The 15,265-nt window shown below is 69.7% G+C and carries 15 protein-coding genes; 5 read left to right on the forward strand and 10 right to left on the reverse strand.

Translation table 11 applies throughout. The features are described 5' to 3' along the window. Window positions 1-42: 42 nt before the first annotated feature. The 4 genes from ACXKR8_RS07565 to ACXKR8_RS07580 form a co-directional block, all read right to left on the reverse strand. On the reverse strand, window positions 43-1,737 hold the full coding sequence (locus ACXKR8_RS07565) for an NAD(P)/FAD-dependent oxidoreductase (RefSeq protein ID WP_458272118.1): 1,695 nt from the start codon (window positions 1,735-1,737) through the stop codon (window positions 43-45). A 42-nt stretch (window positions 1,738-1,779) separates the two neighbouring features. Beyond that, on the reverse strand, window positions 1,780-3,267 hold the full coding sequence (locus ACXKR8_RS07570; protein WP_462100385.1) for an FAD-dependent monooxygenase: 1,488 nt from the start codon (window positions 3,265-3,267) through the stop codon (window positions 1,780-1,782). Window positions 3,268-3,461: 194 nt separating this feature from the next. Next, window positions 3,462-3,851, reverse strand: a complete 390-nt coding sequence (locus ACXKR8_RS07575; protein WP_458272120.1) for a pyridoxamine 5'-phosphate oxidase family protein — start codon at window positions 3,849-3,851, stop codon at window positions 3,462-3,464. A 15-nt stretch (window positions 3,852-3,866) separates the two neighbouring features. Then, the gene (locus tag ACXKR8_RS07580; RefSeq protein WP_458272121.1) at window positions 3,867-5,381 is read right to left on the reverse strand and encodes an MFS transporter; all 1,515 of its coding nucleotides are present in this window, start codon (window positions 5,379-5,381) and stop codon (window positions 3,867-3,869) included. Window positions 5,382-5,539: 158 nt separating this feature from the next. Here ACXKR8_RS07580 and ACXKR8_RS07585 point away from each other — a divergent pair, with 158 nt between their 5' ends. After that, window positions 5,540-5,950 (forward strand): winged helix-turn-helix transcriptional regulator, encoded by a 411-nt coding sequence (locus ACXKR8_RS07585; RefSeq protein ID WP_458272122.1) that lies wholly within the window; start codon window positions 5,540-5,542, stop codon window positions 5,948-5,950. A 14-nt stretch (window positions 5,951-5,964) separates the two neighbouring features. On the opposite strand, the gene ACXKR8_RS07590 is transcribed toward ACXKR8_RS07585, so the two are convergent. Genes ACXKR8_RS07590 through ACXKR8_RS07600 form a run of 3 tightly spaced genes read right to left on the reverse strand, consistent with a single transcriptional unit; the run spans window position 5,965 to window position 8,359 of the window. After that, window positions 5,965-6,501, reverse strand: coding sequence for a flavin reductase family protein (locus ACXKR8_RS07590; protein ID WP_458272123.1), 537 nt, complete (start codon window positions 6,499-6,501; stop codon window positions 5,965-5,967). Next, a complete protein-coding gene (locus ACXKR8_RS07595) occupies window positions 6,498-7,805 on the reverse strand; it encodes a cation:proton antiporter (RefSeq protein WP_462100386.1) in 1,308 nt (435 codons plus the stop codon). The genes ACXKR8_RS07590 and ACXKR8_RS07595 overlap by 4 nt, the downstream gene beginning before the upstream one ends. Before the next feature lie 5 nt (window positions 7,806-7,810). Further along, the gene (locus tag ACXKR8_RS07600; protein WP_458272125.1) at window positions 7,811-8,359 is read right to left on the reverse strand and encodes a nuclear transport factor 2 family protein; all 549 of its coding nucleotides are present in this window, start codon (window positions 8,357-8,359) and stop codon (window positions 7,811-7,813) included. Between the two features lie 126 nt (window positions 8,360-8,485). On the opposite strand from ACXKR8_RS07600, the gene ACXKR8_RS07605 reads away from it, so the two are divergent. Then, window positions 8,486-9,175: an antibiotic biosynthesis monooxygenase gene (locus tag ACXKR8_RS07605; protein WP_458272126.1), complete on the forward strand. Its 690-nt coding sequence runs from the start codon at window positions 8,486-8,488 to the stop codon at window positions 9,173-9,175. 142 nt (window positions 9,176-9,317) lie between these two features. Continuing rightward, entirely contained in the window at window positions 9,318-9,983 is a 666-nt protein-coding gene (locus tag ACXKR8_RS07610; protein WP_458272127.1) for a response regulator transcription factor, read from the forward strand. Between the two features lie 21 nt (window positions 9,984-10,004). On the opposite strand, the gene ACXKR8_RS07615 is transcribed toward ACXKR8_RS07610, so the two are convergent. Both ACXKR8_RS07615 and ACXKR8_RS07620 read right to left on the reverse strand, forming a co-directional pair. Then, window positions 10,005-11,528 carry an FAD-dependent oxidoreductase gene (locus ACXKR8_RS07615; RefSeq protein ID WP_458272128.1) on the reverse strand — a complete coding sequence of 508 codons (1,524 nt, stop codon included), beginning with the start codon at window positions 11,526-11,528 and terminating at the stop codon, window positions 10,005-10,007. 117 nt (window positions 11,529-11,645) lie between these two features. Further along, window positions 11,646-12,308: a ScbR family autoregulator-binding transcription factor gene (locus ACXKR8_RS07620; RefSeq protein ID WP_458272129.1), complete on the reverse strand. Its 663-nt coding sequence runs from the start codon at window positions 12,306-12,308 to the stop codon at window positions 11,646-11,648. 133 nt (window positions 12,309-12,441) lie between these two features. On the opposite strand from ACXKR8_RS07620, the gene ACXKR8_RS07625 reads away from it, so the two are divergent. After that, window positions 12,442-13,413 (forward strand): ScbA/BarX family gamma-butyrolactone biosynthesis protein, encoded by a 972-nt coding sequence (locus tag ACXKR8_RS07625; RefSeq protein ID WP_458272130.1) that lies wholly within the window; start codon window positions 12,442-12,444, stop codon window positions 13,411-13,413. Between the two features lies 1 nt (window position 13,414). Next, window positions 13,415-14,476: an NAD-dependent epimerase/dehydratase family protein gene (locus ACXKR8_RS07630; RefSeq protein WP_458272131.1), complete on the forward strand. Its 1,062-nt coding sequence runs from the start codon at window positions 13,415-13,417 to the stop codon at window positions 14,474-14,476. Here ACXKR8_RS07630 and ACXKR8_RS07635 read toward each other — a convergent pair. Next, window positions 14,419-15,057: a ScbR family autoregulator-binding transcription factor gene (locus ACXKR8_RS07635; protein ID WP_458272132.1), complete on the reverse strand. Its 639-nt coding sequence runs from the start codon at window positions 15,055-15,057 to the stop codon at window positions 14,419-14,421. The two genes, ACXKR8_RS07630 and ACXKR8_RS07635, sit on opposite strands and share 58 nt — an antisense overlap. Window positions 15,058-15,265: the final 208 nt, after the last annotated feature.

The following is a 15,265-nucleotide window of genomic DNA, read 5'->3' on the forward strand; positions in this document are numbered from 1 at the left end:
GGGTCGGGCGCATGCGCCCGACCCGTCACCGGTAGTACCCGGTCAGGTGGCCTTCTGGCCGCGCACGGCGGACTTGGCCATCCCGGTCAGCAGGGCCCGCCCGAGGTCGCGCATCTCCGGCGGCGCCTGGGTGTTGGCCCACCACAGGAACTTCATCATGGTGCCCGCGGAGGGCAGGAAGTAGCGGTGGTCCTCCTCGTCCTTCCAGCCGAAGGGCGTGTTGACCACATCGCAGTCGCGGATGTGCATGAAGACGATGTCGGCGGCCTTGTCGCCGTCGATCTCGCCCGCCTCGTAGCGGTCGCAGGTCTCGGCGGTGGCGTCGAGGAGCTTCTTGAAGCCGTCGCTGTCCGGCCACCACAGGCCCGGGTAGGCGGCGTTCTCCAGGTCCTTGAAGTGCTGGTCGTCGCCGTCCAGGGAGTAGTTCTGCCGGGCCCGGAGCAGCCGCATGGTGGCGGGGGTGGTGAAGCAGCCCCAGACGCGGAACACCGCGTTCCACAGCCGGAAGTGGTTGAACGAGATGTAGGAGGCGTTCACCAGCAGGTCGTTGTAGTGCAGCAGGCCCTGCTCCAGGCGCTCCACGTACTCGTAGCGCTCCACCGAGAAGTCGTCCTCCTTGAGGGACTCCAGGATCCGGCTGGTGAGCGCGTCCACGACCTCGAAGGTGTTGGACAGGCCGCGCGAGTACAGCGGGTCGATGAACCCGGCCGCGTGGGACATCAGGCACCAGCGGCGGCCGACCGTCTGCTTGGACGAGTACTGCATCCGGTCGGTGGACACCCACTCGCGGACCCGCTTGGCGTCGGCGAACTGCCGCTTCACCGCAGGGTACTTGTCGAGGTACTTGTTGAACTCCTCCTCCGGGGTCAGATCCGTCGGCTTGGGGTAGACCCGCTCGTCGAAGGTCAGTCCGACGCTGCACAGCGGGTTCTTGGAGTCCTTGTAGTTGTTGAACGGGATGATCCAGAACCAGCCGCGCTCGATCAGGTGGTGCAGCGTCCCGCCGTTGAACTCGGCCGGCGGGCGCATCTCCTCGGGGTAGTTGTTGACCTCGTCGTACGGCTTGACCCCGACGTAGTGGGTGAACAGCGAGCGCGAGTGGTGCTTGTGCCGGGTCGGCTCCTCGCGCAGGTCGAGCTTCTGGGCCAGCGGCGAGCGGAAGCCGCTGGCGTCGATCAGGAACTTGGCGCGGAACACCTCGCCGTTCTGGCCGGTCACGGTGACGCCGTCGTCGTCGAGGTCCAGGCTGGTCGCGCGCCAGTTCTGCCGCAGCGTGGTGCCGTAGGTCGCGGCCACGTTGAAGTAGTAGGAGTCGGTGTCCTGCCGGTAGAGGTGGCTCGCCTCGGTCAGCATCTTGGGGATGATGAACATGGTGGCCTCGGCCGGGTCGGGCTCCTTGCCCTCCTCGTGCCGGACGAAGCCGAAGCTCTGCTTCTTGCCGTGGAACGGCCCGATGTGCTCGGTGACCGCCTTGATGTCCAGCAGGTGCTTGAGCTCGGGCACGTCGTAGCGGACCGCGAGCAGGTGCATCCACTCGACCATCTGCGGGTTCATCGACTCGCCGACCGCGAACCGCGGGTGCTGTCCGGCGTCGACGAGGACCACCTTCGCCCCCTGCCGGGCCAGGATCGCCGCCGTCACCGAGCCCGCGAGGCCGGCGCCCAGGATCAGAACGTCGCACTCGGACTCGCTGGCGGCCGCGGGGGCCCCATCTGTTTCCATAGCCTTGGCGTTCAAGAGCGCACTCCTCTGCTCAGGGTTCTCGGATGCTCGGGGTTCTCAGAGCGGACGGACGGTGTCCTGGTTCACTGCGGTCGGCTCGCCGAACCAGCGGGTGAGGGCCTCGACCAGCCCCTCCGCGGCTGCCGAGGCCCAGGCCACATAGCCGTCGGGACGCACCAGGACGTCGGCGCGGGGCAGCTCGGAGCCGGGGCGTCGCGCGGTGACCACGTCGACCCGGTCGGCCCACCGCGCGGCGATCTGCCGCAGCTCGGGGTCGTCGTCGAAGTCGAGCAGCAGCCCGCGGCTCCGGTGCAGCAGCGCGTAGACGTCGGTCTCCTCGCCGTCGACCACCAGGGCCAGACCGGGTATCCGCCGGCCGAGCAGGGGGTAGCTGCCCTCGCCCACGTCGTAGCGGGTGTCCAGGCCGGTGACCATGCCGACGAGGTGGCGCTGGACGTCCTCGTAGCCGACCAGCTCGGTGAAGACGTCGCGCAGCGACTGCATCTCGTCGCCGCCGAGGTAGAGCGAGCGCTGGACCAGGGTGTTGGCCACCACCCGGGCTCCGACCGGGTGCCGCTCGCTGTGGTAGGTGTCGAGCAGTCCGGCCGGGGCGCGGCCCTGGATCTCGGCGGCGAGCTTCCAGCCGAGGTTGACGACGTCGCCGACCCCCGCGCTGATGCCCTGGGCGCCGATCGGCAGGTGGACGTGCGCCGCGTCGCCGGCCAGGAAGACCCGTCCCTTGCGGTACTCCGCGGCCTGGCGGCTGGCGTCGGTGAAGAAGCTGGTCCACAGCGGGGTCGCGGCGTGGATGTCCTCGCCGGTGACCCGTTGGAAGGCGTCGGCCACCTCGGTGAAGGTCGGCGCCTCGGAGGTGGCGCGGACCGGCGCGTTGCGCTCGTAGACGACGACCCTGGTGGCGTTCGGGCCGAGCGGGAGCACCACGACCATGCCGGCCGCGCTGATCTCGCCGGTGGGGCGCAGCCGCAGCGGGACGTCGGCCACGTCGGTCATCTTCATCTCGATGGTCGCGTCGGTGCCGGGGAAGGCGATGCCGGACAGGTTGCGGACGGCGCTCCGGCCGCCGTCGCAGCCCACCACGTAGGCGGCGCGCAGGGTCCGCGGACCCGGGGTGGCGACCTCCAGCTCGACGCCGTCGGCGTCGGCGTCCAGGCCGACCACCTCGTGTCCCCGGTACACCTTGGCGCCGAGGCCGCCGGCCCAGTCGGCCAGGATCGACTCGGTGAACGACTGGGGCACCCCGCGGACGCCGAAGTGGCCGCCCTCCAGGATCCGGTAGTCGAGGGGCAGCCCGCCGAAGTGGCCGATCGGGATGACCCCGAGCTCGCCGAAGGCCGGCAGCAGCCCGCGCTGGTCGAATTCCTCGATGGTGCGGGCGGAGAATCCCAGGGCGCGCGACTGCTGCATCGGCTCGGAAAGCCGGTCGAGCACGATCGTTGAAACTCCGGCGAGGCGCAGCTCTCCGGCGAGCATGAGGCCCGAAGGTCCCGCTCCGACGACAATGACGTCGGCATCGAAGTTTTCCATGTGTCCTCTTCCGGCTGGGGTTTTCTCGCTGGGGTTTTCTCCAGTATCCCGAGGGGTTTCGGCGGGGTAAATGGCCGCCACTACAGGTCTCTGACAAGTTCGTCATATCTGTTGCAGGAAAATGCTGCAGCGAAATGCGCGGCGGTGCCGGGAATCACCTCTCCCGGCACCGCCGCGCACCTGCCGCCTGCTGTTCAGTCGAGGCCGAGCACCCGGTCGACCTCGATCTCGATCACGACCATCCCGGGCAGCGCCGGCGGCGACGACCAGTAGCGCTTGGCGTAGCGCCGGACGCCTTCGGCCACCCGCTGGGGGTCGTCAGTGACCGTGGCCCGGCCCTCCAGGGTGATCCAGGTGCCGCCGGCCACCTGGCAGACCGAGGCGCGGGCCCCGGGGTTGGCCGCCAGGTTGCGGGCCTTGCGGCGCGAGCCGATGGTCATCACCCGGGCCAGTCCTGCCTCGCCGTCCCAGGTGAAGCGCACCGGCACGACATGGGGCGAGCCGTCGGGACGGAGGGTGGACAGGGTGCAGAGGTGGTTGTCGGCGAGGAAGGCCTCGGCCGAGGGCGGGAGCGACAGTGCCATGGGACTCTCCGCCTTTCAGGCGCCCTGGACGGTCTCGGCCGCCACGGCGTTCTCCGGGTTGTCCGAGGGCCGCATCATCGGCAGCAGCAGCAGCGAGATGACGACTCCGGCGAGGGCGAAGCAGGCGCCGATCAGGAAGGCCTCGTGGAAGACGGTCACCCGGGCCGAGATGATCCGGGCCGGGTCGCTGCCCGCCCAGCGGGACAGTGCGGGGACCCGGCTGAACACGATGGTCGCGACGATGGCCACGCCCAGCGCTCCACCGGCTTCCTGGCTGGTGTTGATGAGGCCGGCGGCCAGTCCCGACTCCTCCTTCTTGACTCCGGAGAACGCGGCGACCTGCAGCGGCACGAAGGTCATGCCCAGGCCGAGGCCGGCGATCAGGAAGGCGGGCAGGATGTGCAGGACGTAGCTGCCGTTGGCGGGCGCCTGCCAGAGCAGGAACAGTCCGGTGGCTGCCAGCAGCAGGCCGAACACCAGCACCGGCTTGGCGGCCACCTTGGTGACCAGGGTCGAGGCCACGCCCGCGCCGACGGAGACGATGATGGCCAGCGGGACGTAGGCCAGGCCGGTCCGGATCGGGGAGTAGTTCAGGACCTGCTGCATGAACAGGCTGGCGAAGAAGAACAGCGTCACCAGGGTGCCGAACAGCAGGACGGCGGTCAGGTTCGCGGCCCGCAGCACGCGGCGCTTGAAGATGCCGAGCGGGATCAGCGGGGACTGGGCCCGGCGCTCGATCTGGAAGAACGCGGTGAGCAGGACGACCACGGCGGCGAGGCTGCCCAGAGTCCGGGCGGAGGTCCAGCCGGCGGTGGAGGTCTGGCCCAGGGTGTAGATGAACAGGACCAGGCCGGTGGTGAGGGTGAACGCGCCGGCGGTGTCGAAGGTCTTGCGGCGCTCGTCGGAGCGGCTCTCGGGCACGATCATCGGTGCGAAGACCGCGGCCGCCACTCCGATCGGCACATTGATGAAGAAGATCCAGCGCCAGCCGGGTCCCTCCGTGAACAGGCCGCCCAGGATCACTCCGGCGACGGAGGCGATACCGCTGACCGCGCCCCAGGCGCCGAGCGCCTTGGTGCGGGCCGGGCCCTCGGCGAAGGTGACGGTCAGCAGGCTGAGCGCGGCGGGGGCGATGATCGCGGCGCCGAGGCCCTGCAGGCCACGGGCGACGATCAGCATCACGGCGCCCTGGGAGAAGCCGGCCATCAGGGAGGCCAGGGCGAACACCACCAGGCCGGACTGCAGCATCCGGCGGCGTCCGAAGGTGTCAGCGAGCCTGCCGCCGAGCAGCAGGAATCCGCCGAGCACCGTTCCGTACGTGGTCACGATGTACTGCAGGTAGCTCTCGGAGATATTGAGCGTCTTCTCGATGGACGGCAGGGCGACGTTCACGATCGACACATCGAGGAAGGTCATGAACCCGGCGATGCAGAGAAACACCAGGATGAGGCCGGACCGGTCGGACGCTCCGGCCTGCGGTGCGTCCGCGGCCCGCGTGGCGGGATAAGTGGATGATTCTGGAATAGCCATGGAACAACTCCTGATCAATGGTTTGGGCCGGGATTTTCGGGACTGTTCTCTGATGCATGGCGATAGCTGATTCTTCGTTCCGGAAGTGACTCTGCCGAGGCTAGCAGCGCATGTATAGTAGGTACCTAGAGGAAAGTGACTACCCCCGAGGAGTGGACATGGCCGCCATCGCGTCCCGAACGAAGACCGCGCAGGTCGGCGCGGAGCAGGCCTGCCCGATCGGACCTGTGGTCGACATCGTCTTCAGCCGCTGGACCACCCCCATCCTCTGGACCCTGAACGAGTTCGGACGGCAGCGCTTCGTGCAGCTGGAGCGCCAGATCGCCACCATCACCCCCAAGGTGCTGACCCAGCGGCTGCGGCAGATGGAGCGGGACGGCCTGGTCGTGCGCACCTACTACCCGGAGGTGCCGCCCCGGGTGGAGTACGAGATCAGCGAGCTGGGCCGGAGCCTGGCCCCGCTGTTCTCCGCCCTGGTGCAGTGGTCCGGCACCAACCTGGAGAAGGTGGAGAGCGCCCGGCTGGCGTACGACGCCGTCGACCAGCTGCCGGTGGCCCGCCGGCTCTGATCTCCACATCGGCATCAGCGCGCCCGTGCCGTCCCCGGCCGCTCCTCCAGCGCGTGCATCGCGCCGCGGTAGAAGATCAGCGGATCCTCGTCCTCGCTCGGCACCCCCAGGTCGACCACCTCGCCGAGCACGATGATGTGGTCGCCGCCGTCGTACTCCTTGAGCAGCCGGCAGGCCAGGAAGGCCAGCGCGTCGCTGAGGATCGGCAGCCCGTCGGCGGACCGGTGGTGGGTCACGTCCTCGAACACCGCGGACTCGCGCGCGGCGAACGCCTGGGCCAGCGGCTCCTGTTGGGCGGCCAGGAAGTTGACGACGAATCCGCGTTCCCCGCTGATGACCGGCCGCAGCCGGGAGCCCCGGTGCAGGCAGAACAGCACCAGCGGCGGATCCAGCGAGACCGAGGTGAAGGAGTTGACGGTGGCTCCGACCGAGTGGTCGGGGCCGCCGGTGGTGATCACGGTGACGCCGGTGGCGAAATGCGCGCAGGTCCGGCGCAGCGCCGCGGCCTCCACCGGCTGGGTCGGTCGCGGCGCCTGCTGTGTGGGAATCACGGGAGGCCTCTCACTCGGGTACGCGGGCCCTGCGGTCCGCGACGGTTTCGTGCGGAAGGACGGGGACGGGTGTCCCCCGCCGTGACAGCAGCGGGCCGGCCAGGGCCGTGGTGACCAGCGCCATGATCACCATCATGGTGAACATCTGTCCGTCCAGGACGCCGAGGCTGACCGCCGCGTTCAGGATGACCAGCTCGGTCAGCCCTCGGGTGTTCATCAGCAGTCCGAGGTCCTTGGACTCCCGCCAGGAGAACCCGGCCAGCCGCGCCGGGACGATCGCGCCGAGGAGTTTTCCCGGCGCAGGCGATGGTGATGATCAGGGCCAACTGCCAGTAGTCGGCGCCGGTCAGCGTGCCCAGGTCGACCCCGAGTCCGGTGACGATGAAGAACACCGGCAGCAGCACCAGGGTCAGATGGTTCATCGGCCGACGCAGGTGCTCGGTCAGGACCCGGGTCGGCTCCCGGGGCATCATCAGGCCGAAGAGGAAGGCGCCGAACATCGGGTGGATGCCGATCCAGGTGGTCACCCACGCGGACAGGAACACCCCGGCGCACAGCAGCACCAGCAGCGAGGACCAGCGTTCCGCGCTCGCCCAGCGCCAGACCAGCCGCGCCAGCAGCGGCCGGACCACCAGGAGCAGCAGGGCGACGAACCCCACGCTGCGCAGGGCGATCCACAGCAGGTTGTCGTAGTGGCCGCCGGAACTGACCAGGGCCGACACAAAGGCCAGCATGCACCAGGCCAGCACGTCGTCGATCGCCGCGCCGGCCAGCGCCACACTGCCCACCCGGGTCCCCAGCAGCTTGTTGTCGCTGAGGATCCGGGCCAGCACCGGGAACGCGGTGACCGACATCGCGGTACCCATGAAGGTGGCGAAGGCGACGAAGGAGATGTGCTGCCCGGCCACCGTCGCGTGCCGCGGGTAGAGCAGGGTCGCGCCGCCCACGCCGAGGCCGAAGGCCAGGGCGATCGAGGTCAGCGACACCCCGGTGGCCAGCCGGACATGAGGGCGGATCAGTTTCTTCTCGAACTCCCAGCCCACCAGGAACATGAACAGCACCAGGCCGATCTGGGAGACCGCGGACAGCAGCGGGCGCACATCGGCGGGGAAGAGCCGGTGCGGCAGGTCGCCGGGGAGCTGCCCCAGCACACTGGGGCCCAGCACGATGCCCGCGACGATCTCGCCGATGACCACGGGCTGGCGCAGCGAACGGGCCACCCGTCCGAGTACGATGCCGCTGAGCAGCACGATCGCGATGCCGGCCAGCATCACCGCGATCAGCATGTCCTGGGGCGCCGCCATGCTTCTCATGGGCGTTCCCCCGCGGTGGTCGCCAGAACGGGCGGGCTGCCCGTCATCCAGACCATGCGGAACGACAGGCGGCGCAGCCGCCAGCCGTCGGGGGTGCGCACGGCCTCGCCGGTGGCCAGGCTGCCGGTCGCGAACAGCGGTTCCACCGAGGCCCCGGGGAGGTGCACATGGGTGGACACGAGGTTGGCCCGCAGCACGGCCCGGTCGTCGCCGGAGAACTCCACGACGGCCGGGGAGTTGAGGTGCTGGGTCGCTGCGAACGCCGCCAGGGCCTCGCGGTGGTACGCGGCGAGGCCCTCGGCTCCCTCGTGGCGGCTCATCGGGAACTCGACGCCGGCGTCCGCGGTGAAAAGGCTCCGCGTCCATTCTTCGTCGAGTTCTTCGTCGTCGAGACTGAGGAGGTACCGGTCGAGCAGTGCACCGACAAGGGGTGCCTGCGGGTCTGGGTGCATTTCTCGAGCATGACCCTGTTTCAGGCGCCGTTCCACAGCCTTGTCGTGGAATTGACAGTGCGGGACGGGATCTGACGCTCTGCTCGAAGACATGACGAATCTGCGGCAATCCTTGAGCGCTGGGCACTTTACCTCCGGCGGTGGTCTTGTGATGCTGGTCGAGTACGGGCCGAATCAATGTCCGAATGCACCACCCGCCTAGCAGGAAGTGCAGAAGCCATGCCCAGCATCTCCGTCGAAGACCGCTACCTGACCGTTCTCAACCTGTTCTCCACCGACGCCCCGGAAAAGCAGGAGAGCCTGCTCGGCGCGATGCGGGAGATCGTCGACTCCGCCGAGTACCCGGGCTGGATCTCCAGCACCGTCCACAGCGGGCAGGACGAGCCCGGCACCGCCAACTTCATCCAGTGGCGCAGCGGCGAGGACCTGGAGGCCCGCTACGCCGGCGAGGAGTTCAAGCACCGCACGCTCCCGCTGTTCGGGGCGATCACCACCTCGATCCGGCTGCTGCAGAACGAGGTGGTCTTCACCCAGCGCCGCCCGGAGCTTGGCGGCGTCACCGAGATCTCGCCCACCCGCGACGACTACACCGTGATCGAGGTGTTCACAGTGGCCGAGGACGACCAGAACGCCCTGGTGGACGCCCTGGGTCCGGCCCGGGAGTGGCTGCTGGAGACCCCCGGCCACCGCTCCCTCACCGTGCTGCGCGGCATCGCCGCACGCGGGCTCGAGGGGTCGTTCGTGGTCGCCTACTCCCAGTGGGACGACAAGGAGTCCTACGACGCCTTCCGCGCCGTGCCGGAGGCCGAGCAGTCCCCCACCCGGCAGAAGGCCGAGGCCCAGATCGACCTGCTGACCGTCGCCCGGGACTCCAACACCTACCGCGTGGTGCACACCCGTTCGGCCTGATCCGACGGTCCCGACCCCGGCGCACGCGCCGCGCTCGGCACGGCGGCCCCGGTCCGCAGCGCGCGGGCCGGGGCCGCCGCGGAATTCCGCCGGAATTCCGCCGCAGCACCTGAGACGCCGTGGGACGGGGTGATTGTCCAGCATGCGTGTGCTTGTCGTCGATCCCGATTCCCGGACCTCCGGCGTCCTGGTCGGCCGGCTTTCCAGAAACGGCCACGAGGTGGTCCGGGTGGATTCCGGACGCGCCGCCCTCCGGGTCTGGCGGCAGGCCGATCTGGTCCTGCTCGACCTGGAACTCCCCGATCTCGACGGAATAGAGGTGTGCCGCAGCATCCGGGCCGAGGGAAACACCGCGGTCATCACTTTCACCACGGAGGACCGGGAAATGGACCGGGTGCTCAGCCTGCAGGCGGGCGCCGACGACTGCATGCTGAAGTCGTACGGATACCGTGAACTCTCGGCCCGGATGAATGCGGTCATGCGCCGCGCCACCGCACGGACCACGGCCCACGCGGTCTTTCGCGGCTCGCTGCGGATCGACCCCCGCAGCCGGCAGGTCCGGCTGGAGCACCGGGTCGTCGCGGTGACCAGGAAGGAGTTCGACCTGCTCCTGCTGCTCGCCTCGCACCCGGAGACCACCGTCACCCGCAGGGAGCTGATGTCGACGGTGTGGGCCGACGACTGGACGAGTTCCAGCCGTACCGTCGACACCCATGTGAACTCCCTGCGCAACAAACTCGGCGCCGGCGACTGGATCGTGACGGTGCGCAGTGTCGGATACCGGATCGGCTCCTGCACCGTCGGCTGAGCACACCGTCCACCCGTCAGGTCAGGGGGCGCCGACGCCCTGGGCGAAGCTGAAGAACCGGTGCGGGTCGTAGCCGGCCTTGAGGCTCAGCAGCCGCGGGTAGTTCTCGGCGTAGTAGGACCGCTTCCAGTCACGCAGTTCCGGGTCCATCCAGTTCTGGTAGCTCTCGCCGCTGGAGTACGGGTCGATGACGGCGAAGCCGCCGTCCACCCAGGCCTTGGCGCCGGCCCGGCCCGCGGCGTCGGCGGCCGCCGGATCGGCGATGGTGTCCCGGTAGTTCACGCAGTACAGGGCGTCGCGGTGGACATAGGCCGTGTCGGTGCGGCCCGGGTCATTGGCCGCTCCCCCGAACATATGGATTTCGAGCTGGCGGAAGTGACCGGTCGTCCGGTCCGCGTCGAAGGCCGCGGCCACCTCGCCCCAGGCGGTCGCCGGCAGCGGCCCGTCGCACAGCCGGGAGCGTTCCAGACCGTAGGCGGGCCGGGCCAGGGTGCCGCCCTCGCTGGTGTCGGAGCGGTGGCACTGCTCCGGGGAGAGGCTTCCGCACCCGAACACGGTCATCATCAGATCCCGGTAGGACAGGGCCGCGCTCTGCTGACTCAGCGGTGCGCCGGTGCAGGAGAGCAGTCGGCTGACCTCGGCGGCGAGTTCGGACGCCGAGCCGGTCGAGGTCAAGGTGGTCATCACGGTGGGCGCCGCGCCGGGCGCCGCGTCATTGAGCACCGCGTAGGTGCCGCCGCCGAGGGTGCGCGGCGCGTCGACCAGCCAGTGGGTGAAGCCGTCGAACACCTGGGCGGCGTTGTCGAAGGAGAAGAAGAGGTTGGTGGTGGGCATCGCGCCGATGGCGTGCGGGGTCACCGTGTACGAGGTCACCACACCGAAGTTGCCCCCGCCCCCGCCGCGGAGCGCCCAGAACAGGTCGCGGTCCTGGTCCGCGGAGGCGGTGACGACCGTTCCGTCGGCCAGCACCACCTCGGCCGAGACCAGGGCGTCGCAGGCCATGCCGAGCGGGCGGGTGAGGAAGCCGAAGCCGCCGCCCTGCAGGAATCCGCCGCTCGCCACCGTGGGACAGCCGCCCTCGCTGACCACAAGTCCGTACCCGGCAAGGGTGTTGAGGATGTCGACGTTCTGGGCGCCGGGGCCGATCCGCACCGTGCTCGCGCCGACCGCGACGGCGTTGAGCCCGGAGACGTCGATGACCAGGCCGGTGCTGGTGGAGTACCCGCCGTAGCTGTGGCCGCCGCTGCGCACCGCGGCCGGCAGACCGTGGTCCTGGGCGAATCTGACGGCCAGTGAGACATCGGCGGACCCGGCGCAGTAGGCGACGGCCTGCGGGTTCACTGCGTCGAACTGCATCAGTTCGAGTTGCTTGGCGGTGCTGTAGGCGGCGTCGGACGGCAGCACCAGGCGGCCCTGGAGCTGCTGCCCCAGCCGGCCCCAGGGGACGGTGCGGCCGACCGTTCCGGCGAAGACCGGGGAGACCGGCAGGCCGACGACCCCCAGCGCGGCTGTCCCCGCACCCAGGAGTGTTCTGCGACTGATCATGGGATGTCCGTTCATCGGATCGGATCAGCGAAGGAGACGCCTGCAGGCGGCGGAAGAAGCGTGGCACGCGGTCGCGCGGGGCGTCAATATATTCCGACCGCCCGGTTTGGTTTCAGCTCACACCAGCTCGTCGGCAACCGGATCCTGCGGCTCCAGTACGGCGAACAACCGGGTCGCCCGGTCATCGGCCATGTCCAACGAGACCAGCACGGCCGGCACGGCTACACTCGGCAGCACATGGTGCAGCAGCACCGAAATGCGATGCTCCAAATCCTCACGCTGGCAAGTTATTTGGGACAATTCCTGGATCCCGGAGAAGGCCCCGGCCAGGAGTTCCGCGGTCTCCGCAGGCTTGACGTGCGGCAGCAGCTCGCCCTGCGCCCGCGCCTCGTCGAGCAGCGTGGCCAGCCGTTCGATCCAGGCCCGGAACGGCGTGCCCCGGTCCAGCCCCTCGACCGCCTGGTCCATCGCCAGGGCAACGCTGGCGCGGGCGATCGGCTCGTGCCGGAGCCGGTGGGCGAGCAGCATGCCCTGATCGACGACATCCTGAAGTTTCGTCAACTGCGGTAGCGCCGGTACGTATTCAAGCTGTAGGCCCATGACGCCCAGCGCCAATTCCTCCTTGGAGGAGAAGTGGAAGTACAGTGCTCCCTTTGTCACCCCGGCCCGCGCGAGAATCTCACTGATAGTCGCGGAGGCATAACCGCGCTCATCAAAGACGGTCGCGGCTGCCTCCAGGATCATTCGCCTGGTCTGGATGGCACGGGCCTGTTGAGCCATGGCGACGGCACCTCTCATTGCATTGAATGATCTACGCAGGACAAAAGTTGGGCTGGATAAAAAACCGCGCGGCCAGTATCTTACTGCACAAAGCGCGCCTCGTAGCCCGTATGAACCTGATGGGGGATCGTCCATGGTTCAGATCCAGATACCGCGCGACCAAGTGCCCGCCTCCCTCCCGCTCCACTCCGCACTCCACTCCACGCCCGAGCACCGATCGACCGCCGTCCCCACCGAACTGGTCCACCGGCCCGATCCGCAGGACGTCTTCCTGACCGGCTGGACCAGGGTGACCGACACCCGGTTCGCGGTGACGGCCAACTGGCCGCTGGCCCACCGCTTCTTCACCCCGGTGTCCGGCAGCCACCAGGATCCACTGCTGATCGCCGAGACCCTCCGGCAGGCGGCGATCCTGCTGGCCCACACGGAGTTCGCGGTTCCGCTCGACGACCACTTCGTGATGTGGGATCTGTCCTACACCACCTCGCCCCAGGGCGTCGCCCTCGACCTCGCGTCCGGAGACATCGCCGTCGACGTCCGTTGTACCGACATCCGACGGCGCGGCCCCGGACTCAGCGGCATGCGGGTCGAGCTCGTCTTCCGCAGCGGCAGCACCGTGCTGGCGACCGGCGCGGGAAGTCTCGGCTGTACCTCGCCCCGGGCCTACCGGCGGATCCGGGGCGAACACCTGGAGGAGATCGGCCGCCCGGTGCCGCTGCTCAACGGCGTACCGCCACTGGCCGCCGGCCGCACCAGCCACGACGACGTGGTGCTGGCGCCGACCCCGCACGCCAACCTGTGGCAGGTGCGGCTCGACACCCACCACCCCACGCTCTACGGCCGACCTGGCGACCATGTGCCCGGCATGCTGCTGCTGGAGGCGGCCCGCCAGGCCGCCACCGCCACCGACCCGGAGCACAGCTTCCTCCCGCTGTCGGTGGAGATCGCCTTCCACCGCTACGCCGAACTCCACAGCCCGTGCTGGATAGAGTCCGCGCCGGTGGAGTCCGAAGGACCCACCACCTCGGTGCGGGTCTGGGGCCAGCAGGACGGCGAGCCCGTCTTCTCCTGCACCATCGGATCACTGCTGCCCAGGGCCAGTTGAGATGACCGCACGGGTTCTGGTGACCGGGGCGACCGGCTTCGTCGGCAGCCGGGCGGCGGCCGCGGCCCTGGCCGACCCGGCCCTCGCGGTACGCCTGATGACCCGCCGGACGGCGCCCGACGCCGTGGCGCCGGGCGCCGGCTCCCGGGCCGAGACGGTGTACGGGGACCTCGCCGTCCCCGCGTCGCTGCGCGGCAGTTGCGACGGCGTCGACGTCCTGGTCCACTGCGCCTCGCAGATCGGCGGCGCCGAGGCGGACGCCGTGGCCGTCAACGACCACGGCACCCGCGCCCTGGTGGCGGAGGCCGTCCGCAGCGGCGTCCAGCGGATCGTCCTGCTGAGCACGGCCGCCGTCTACGGCGGCGGCCCCTTCACCCGACTGGCGCCCGGACAGCGGACGGTGGCCGCCACCTCGGTCACCAGTCGGACCCGGGCCGCGGCCGAGCAGCACGTCCTGGCGGCCGGCGGGGTGGTACTGCGTCCGCACCTCGTCTACGGCGTCGGGGACCGCTGGGTGGTGCCGGGGCTCGTCGCCCTGCTCGGGACTCCGGCCAGTGGTCCGAGCCGCGGGTGGACCTCCCGGCACTCGCTGATCGAGGTAGGTGTGCTGGGGCGGGCCCTGCTGGCCGCCGGGCTGGCGCCGGCCCGGCTCTCCGGGGTCCGCCATGTCAACCACCCGGTGCCGGTGAGCTGTTCGGAGCTGCTGTCGGCGATCGCCGACGGGCTCGGCCACGGCAGCGCGCCGGGAGGCGGCGCGGGAGGCCGCGCGCCGGGCGGCGCCGAAGCCGACCCGACCCGGACCTGGTCGGCCGACGACCCGCGGATCCGGCACCACCTGGGGATGCTGGCGGTGGACCACTGGTTCGCCGACGACCGGCTCTGGGACGATCTCGGCTGCGCCCCCGGCGCCGGGTTCGCCGTCGACTTCCCCCGGCAACTCCCTTGGTACCGGCAGTTCCTGGCCCGGTCCGAGCAAAGGCCTGAGCAACGCGCCGAGGCCGCCGCTCAGCCCGGCTCCAGCACCCTGCCGAGCATCGGCTCGATACCGCCCGGGCGCAGCTGACCCAGTGCTCCCGGCACAACCATGGCGGGCAGCAGCACCTGCCAGACGGAGGTGAGCGAGTCGCACGCGGTCGGGTTCCGGCCCAGCGCCAGCGCCGAGATCCCGGTGGTCGCGGCCATGATCGTGCAGGTCATCGCCGGGATCGTGGCCTGCCGACCGAGCATCCCCTCCTGATCGGCCCGCTCCAGCAGCCGCTGGACCCCGTCCCGCCACTGCAGCAGGAAGTCCCGTCCGCCGCCGACACCCTCCCGGTTCAACAGGAGGCCGGCCCGGGCCACGACCTGACGGTCCAACAGCCGGACCAGCGCGTGCGAGACGTCGACGAGGGCCTGCAGCGCGCTGGTCCGCTGCCGGCAGACGCTGAGCGCGGCGCGGCGCAGGACCATGGCCGCCGCGGCCGTGACCGCCTCGGCCAGGGCCTCCTTGTTGGTGAAGTGGAAGTGCAGGGCGCCCTGGCTCACGCCGGCCCCCGCGCTGATGCTGGAGAGCTTCGCTCTGACATACCCATGGGCGTCGAACACCTCGGCCGCGGAACTGATCAACGCCTGGTGGGTGCGTGAGGCCCGCGCCTGTTGCGTCACTGGGTGGCTCCCGTCATCGCTCTCCCTCTAAAAACCGACTGGACGGTAGTTTAGTGGGCCGATCAGTGACGGGAACCCCGGCGACGCCGGTTCATATGTCCGAACCGAGGATGTCCCATACGGGAGAGATGTGCGTAATAAGCGATTATTCATATCCCCGGTGTCCTGTTTGGCAGCATTGCGTCGTTTATACTTCCTTAACCAGCTG

The organism is Streptacidiphilus sp. PAMC 29251, assembly GCF_054208735.2.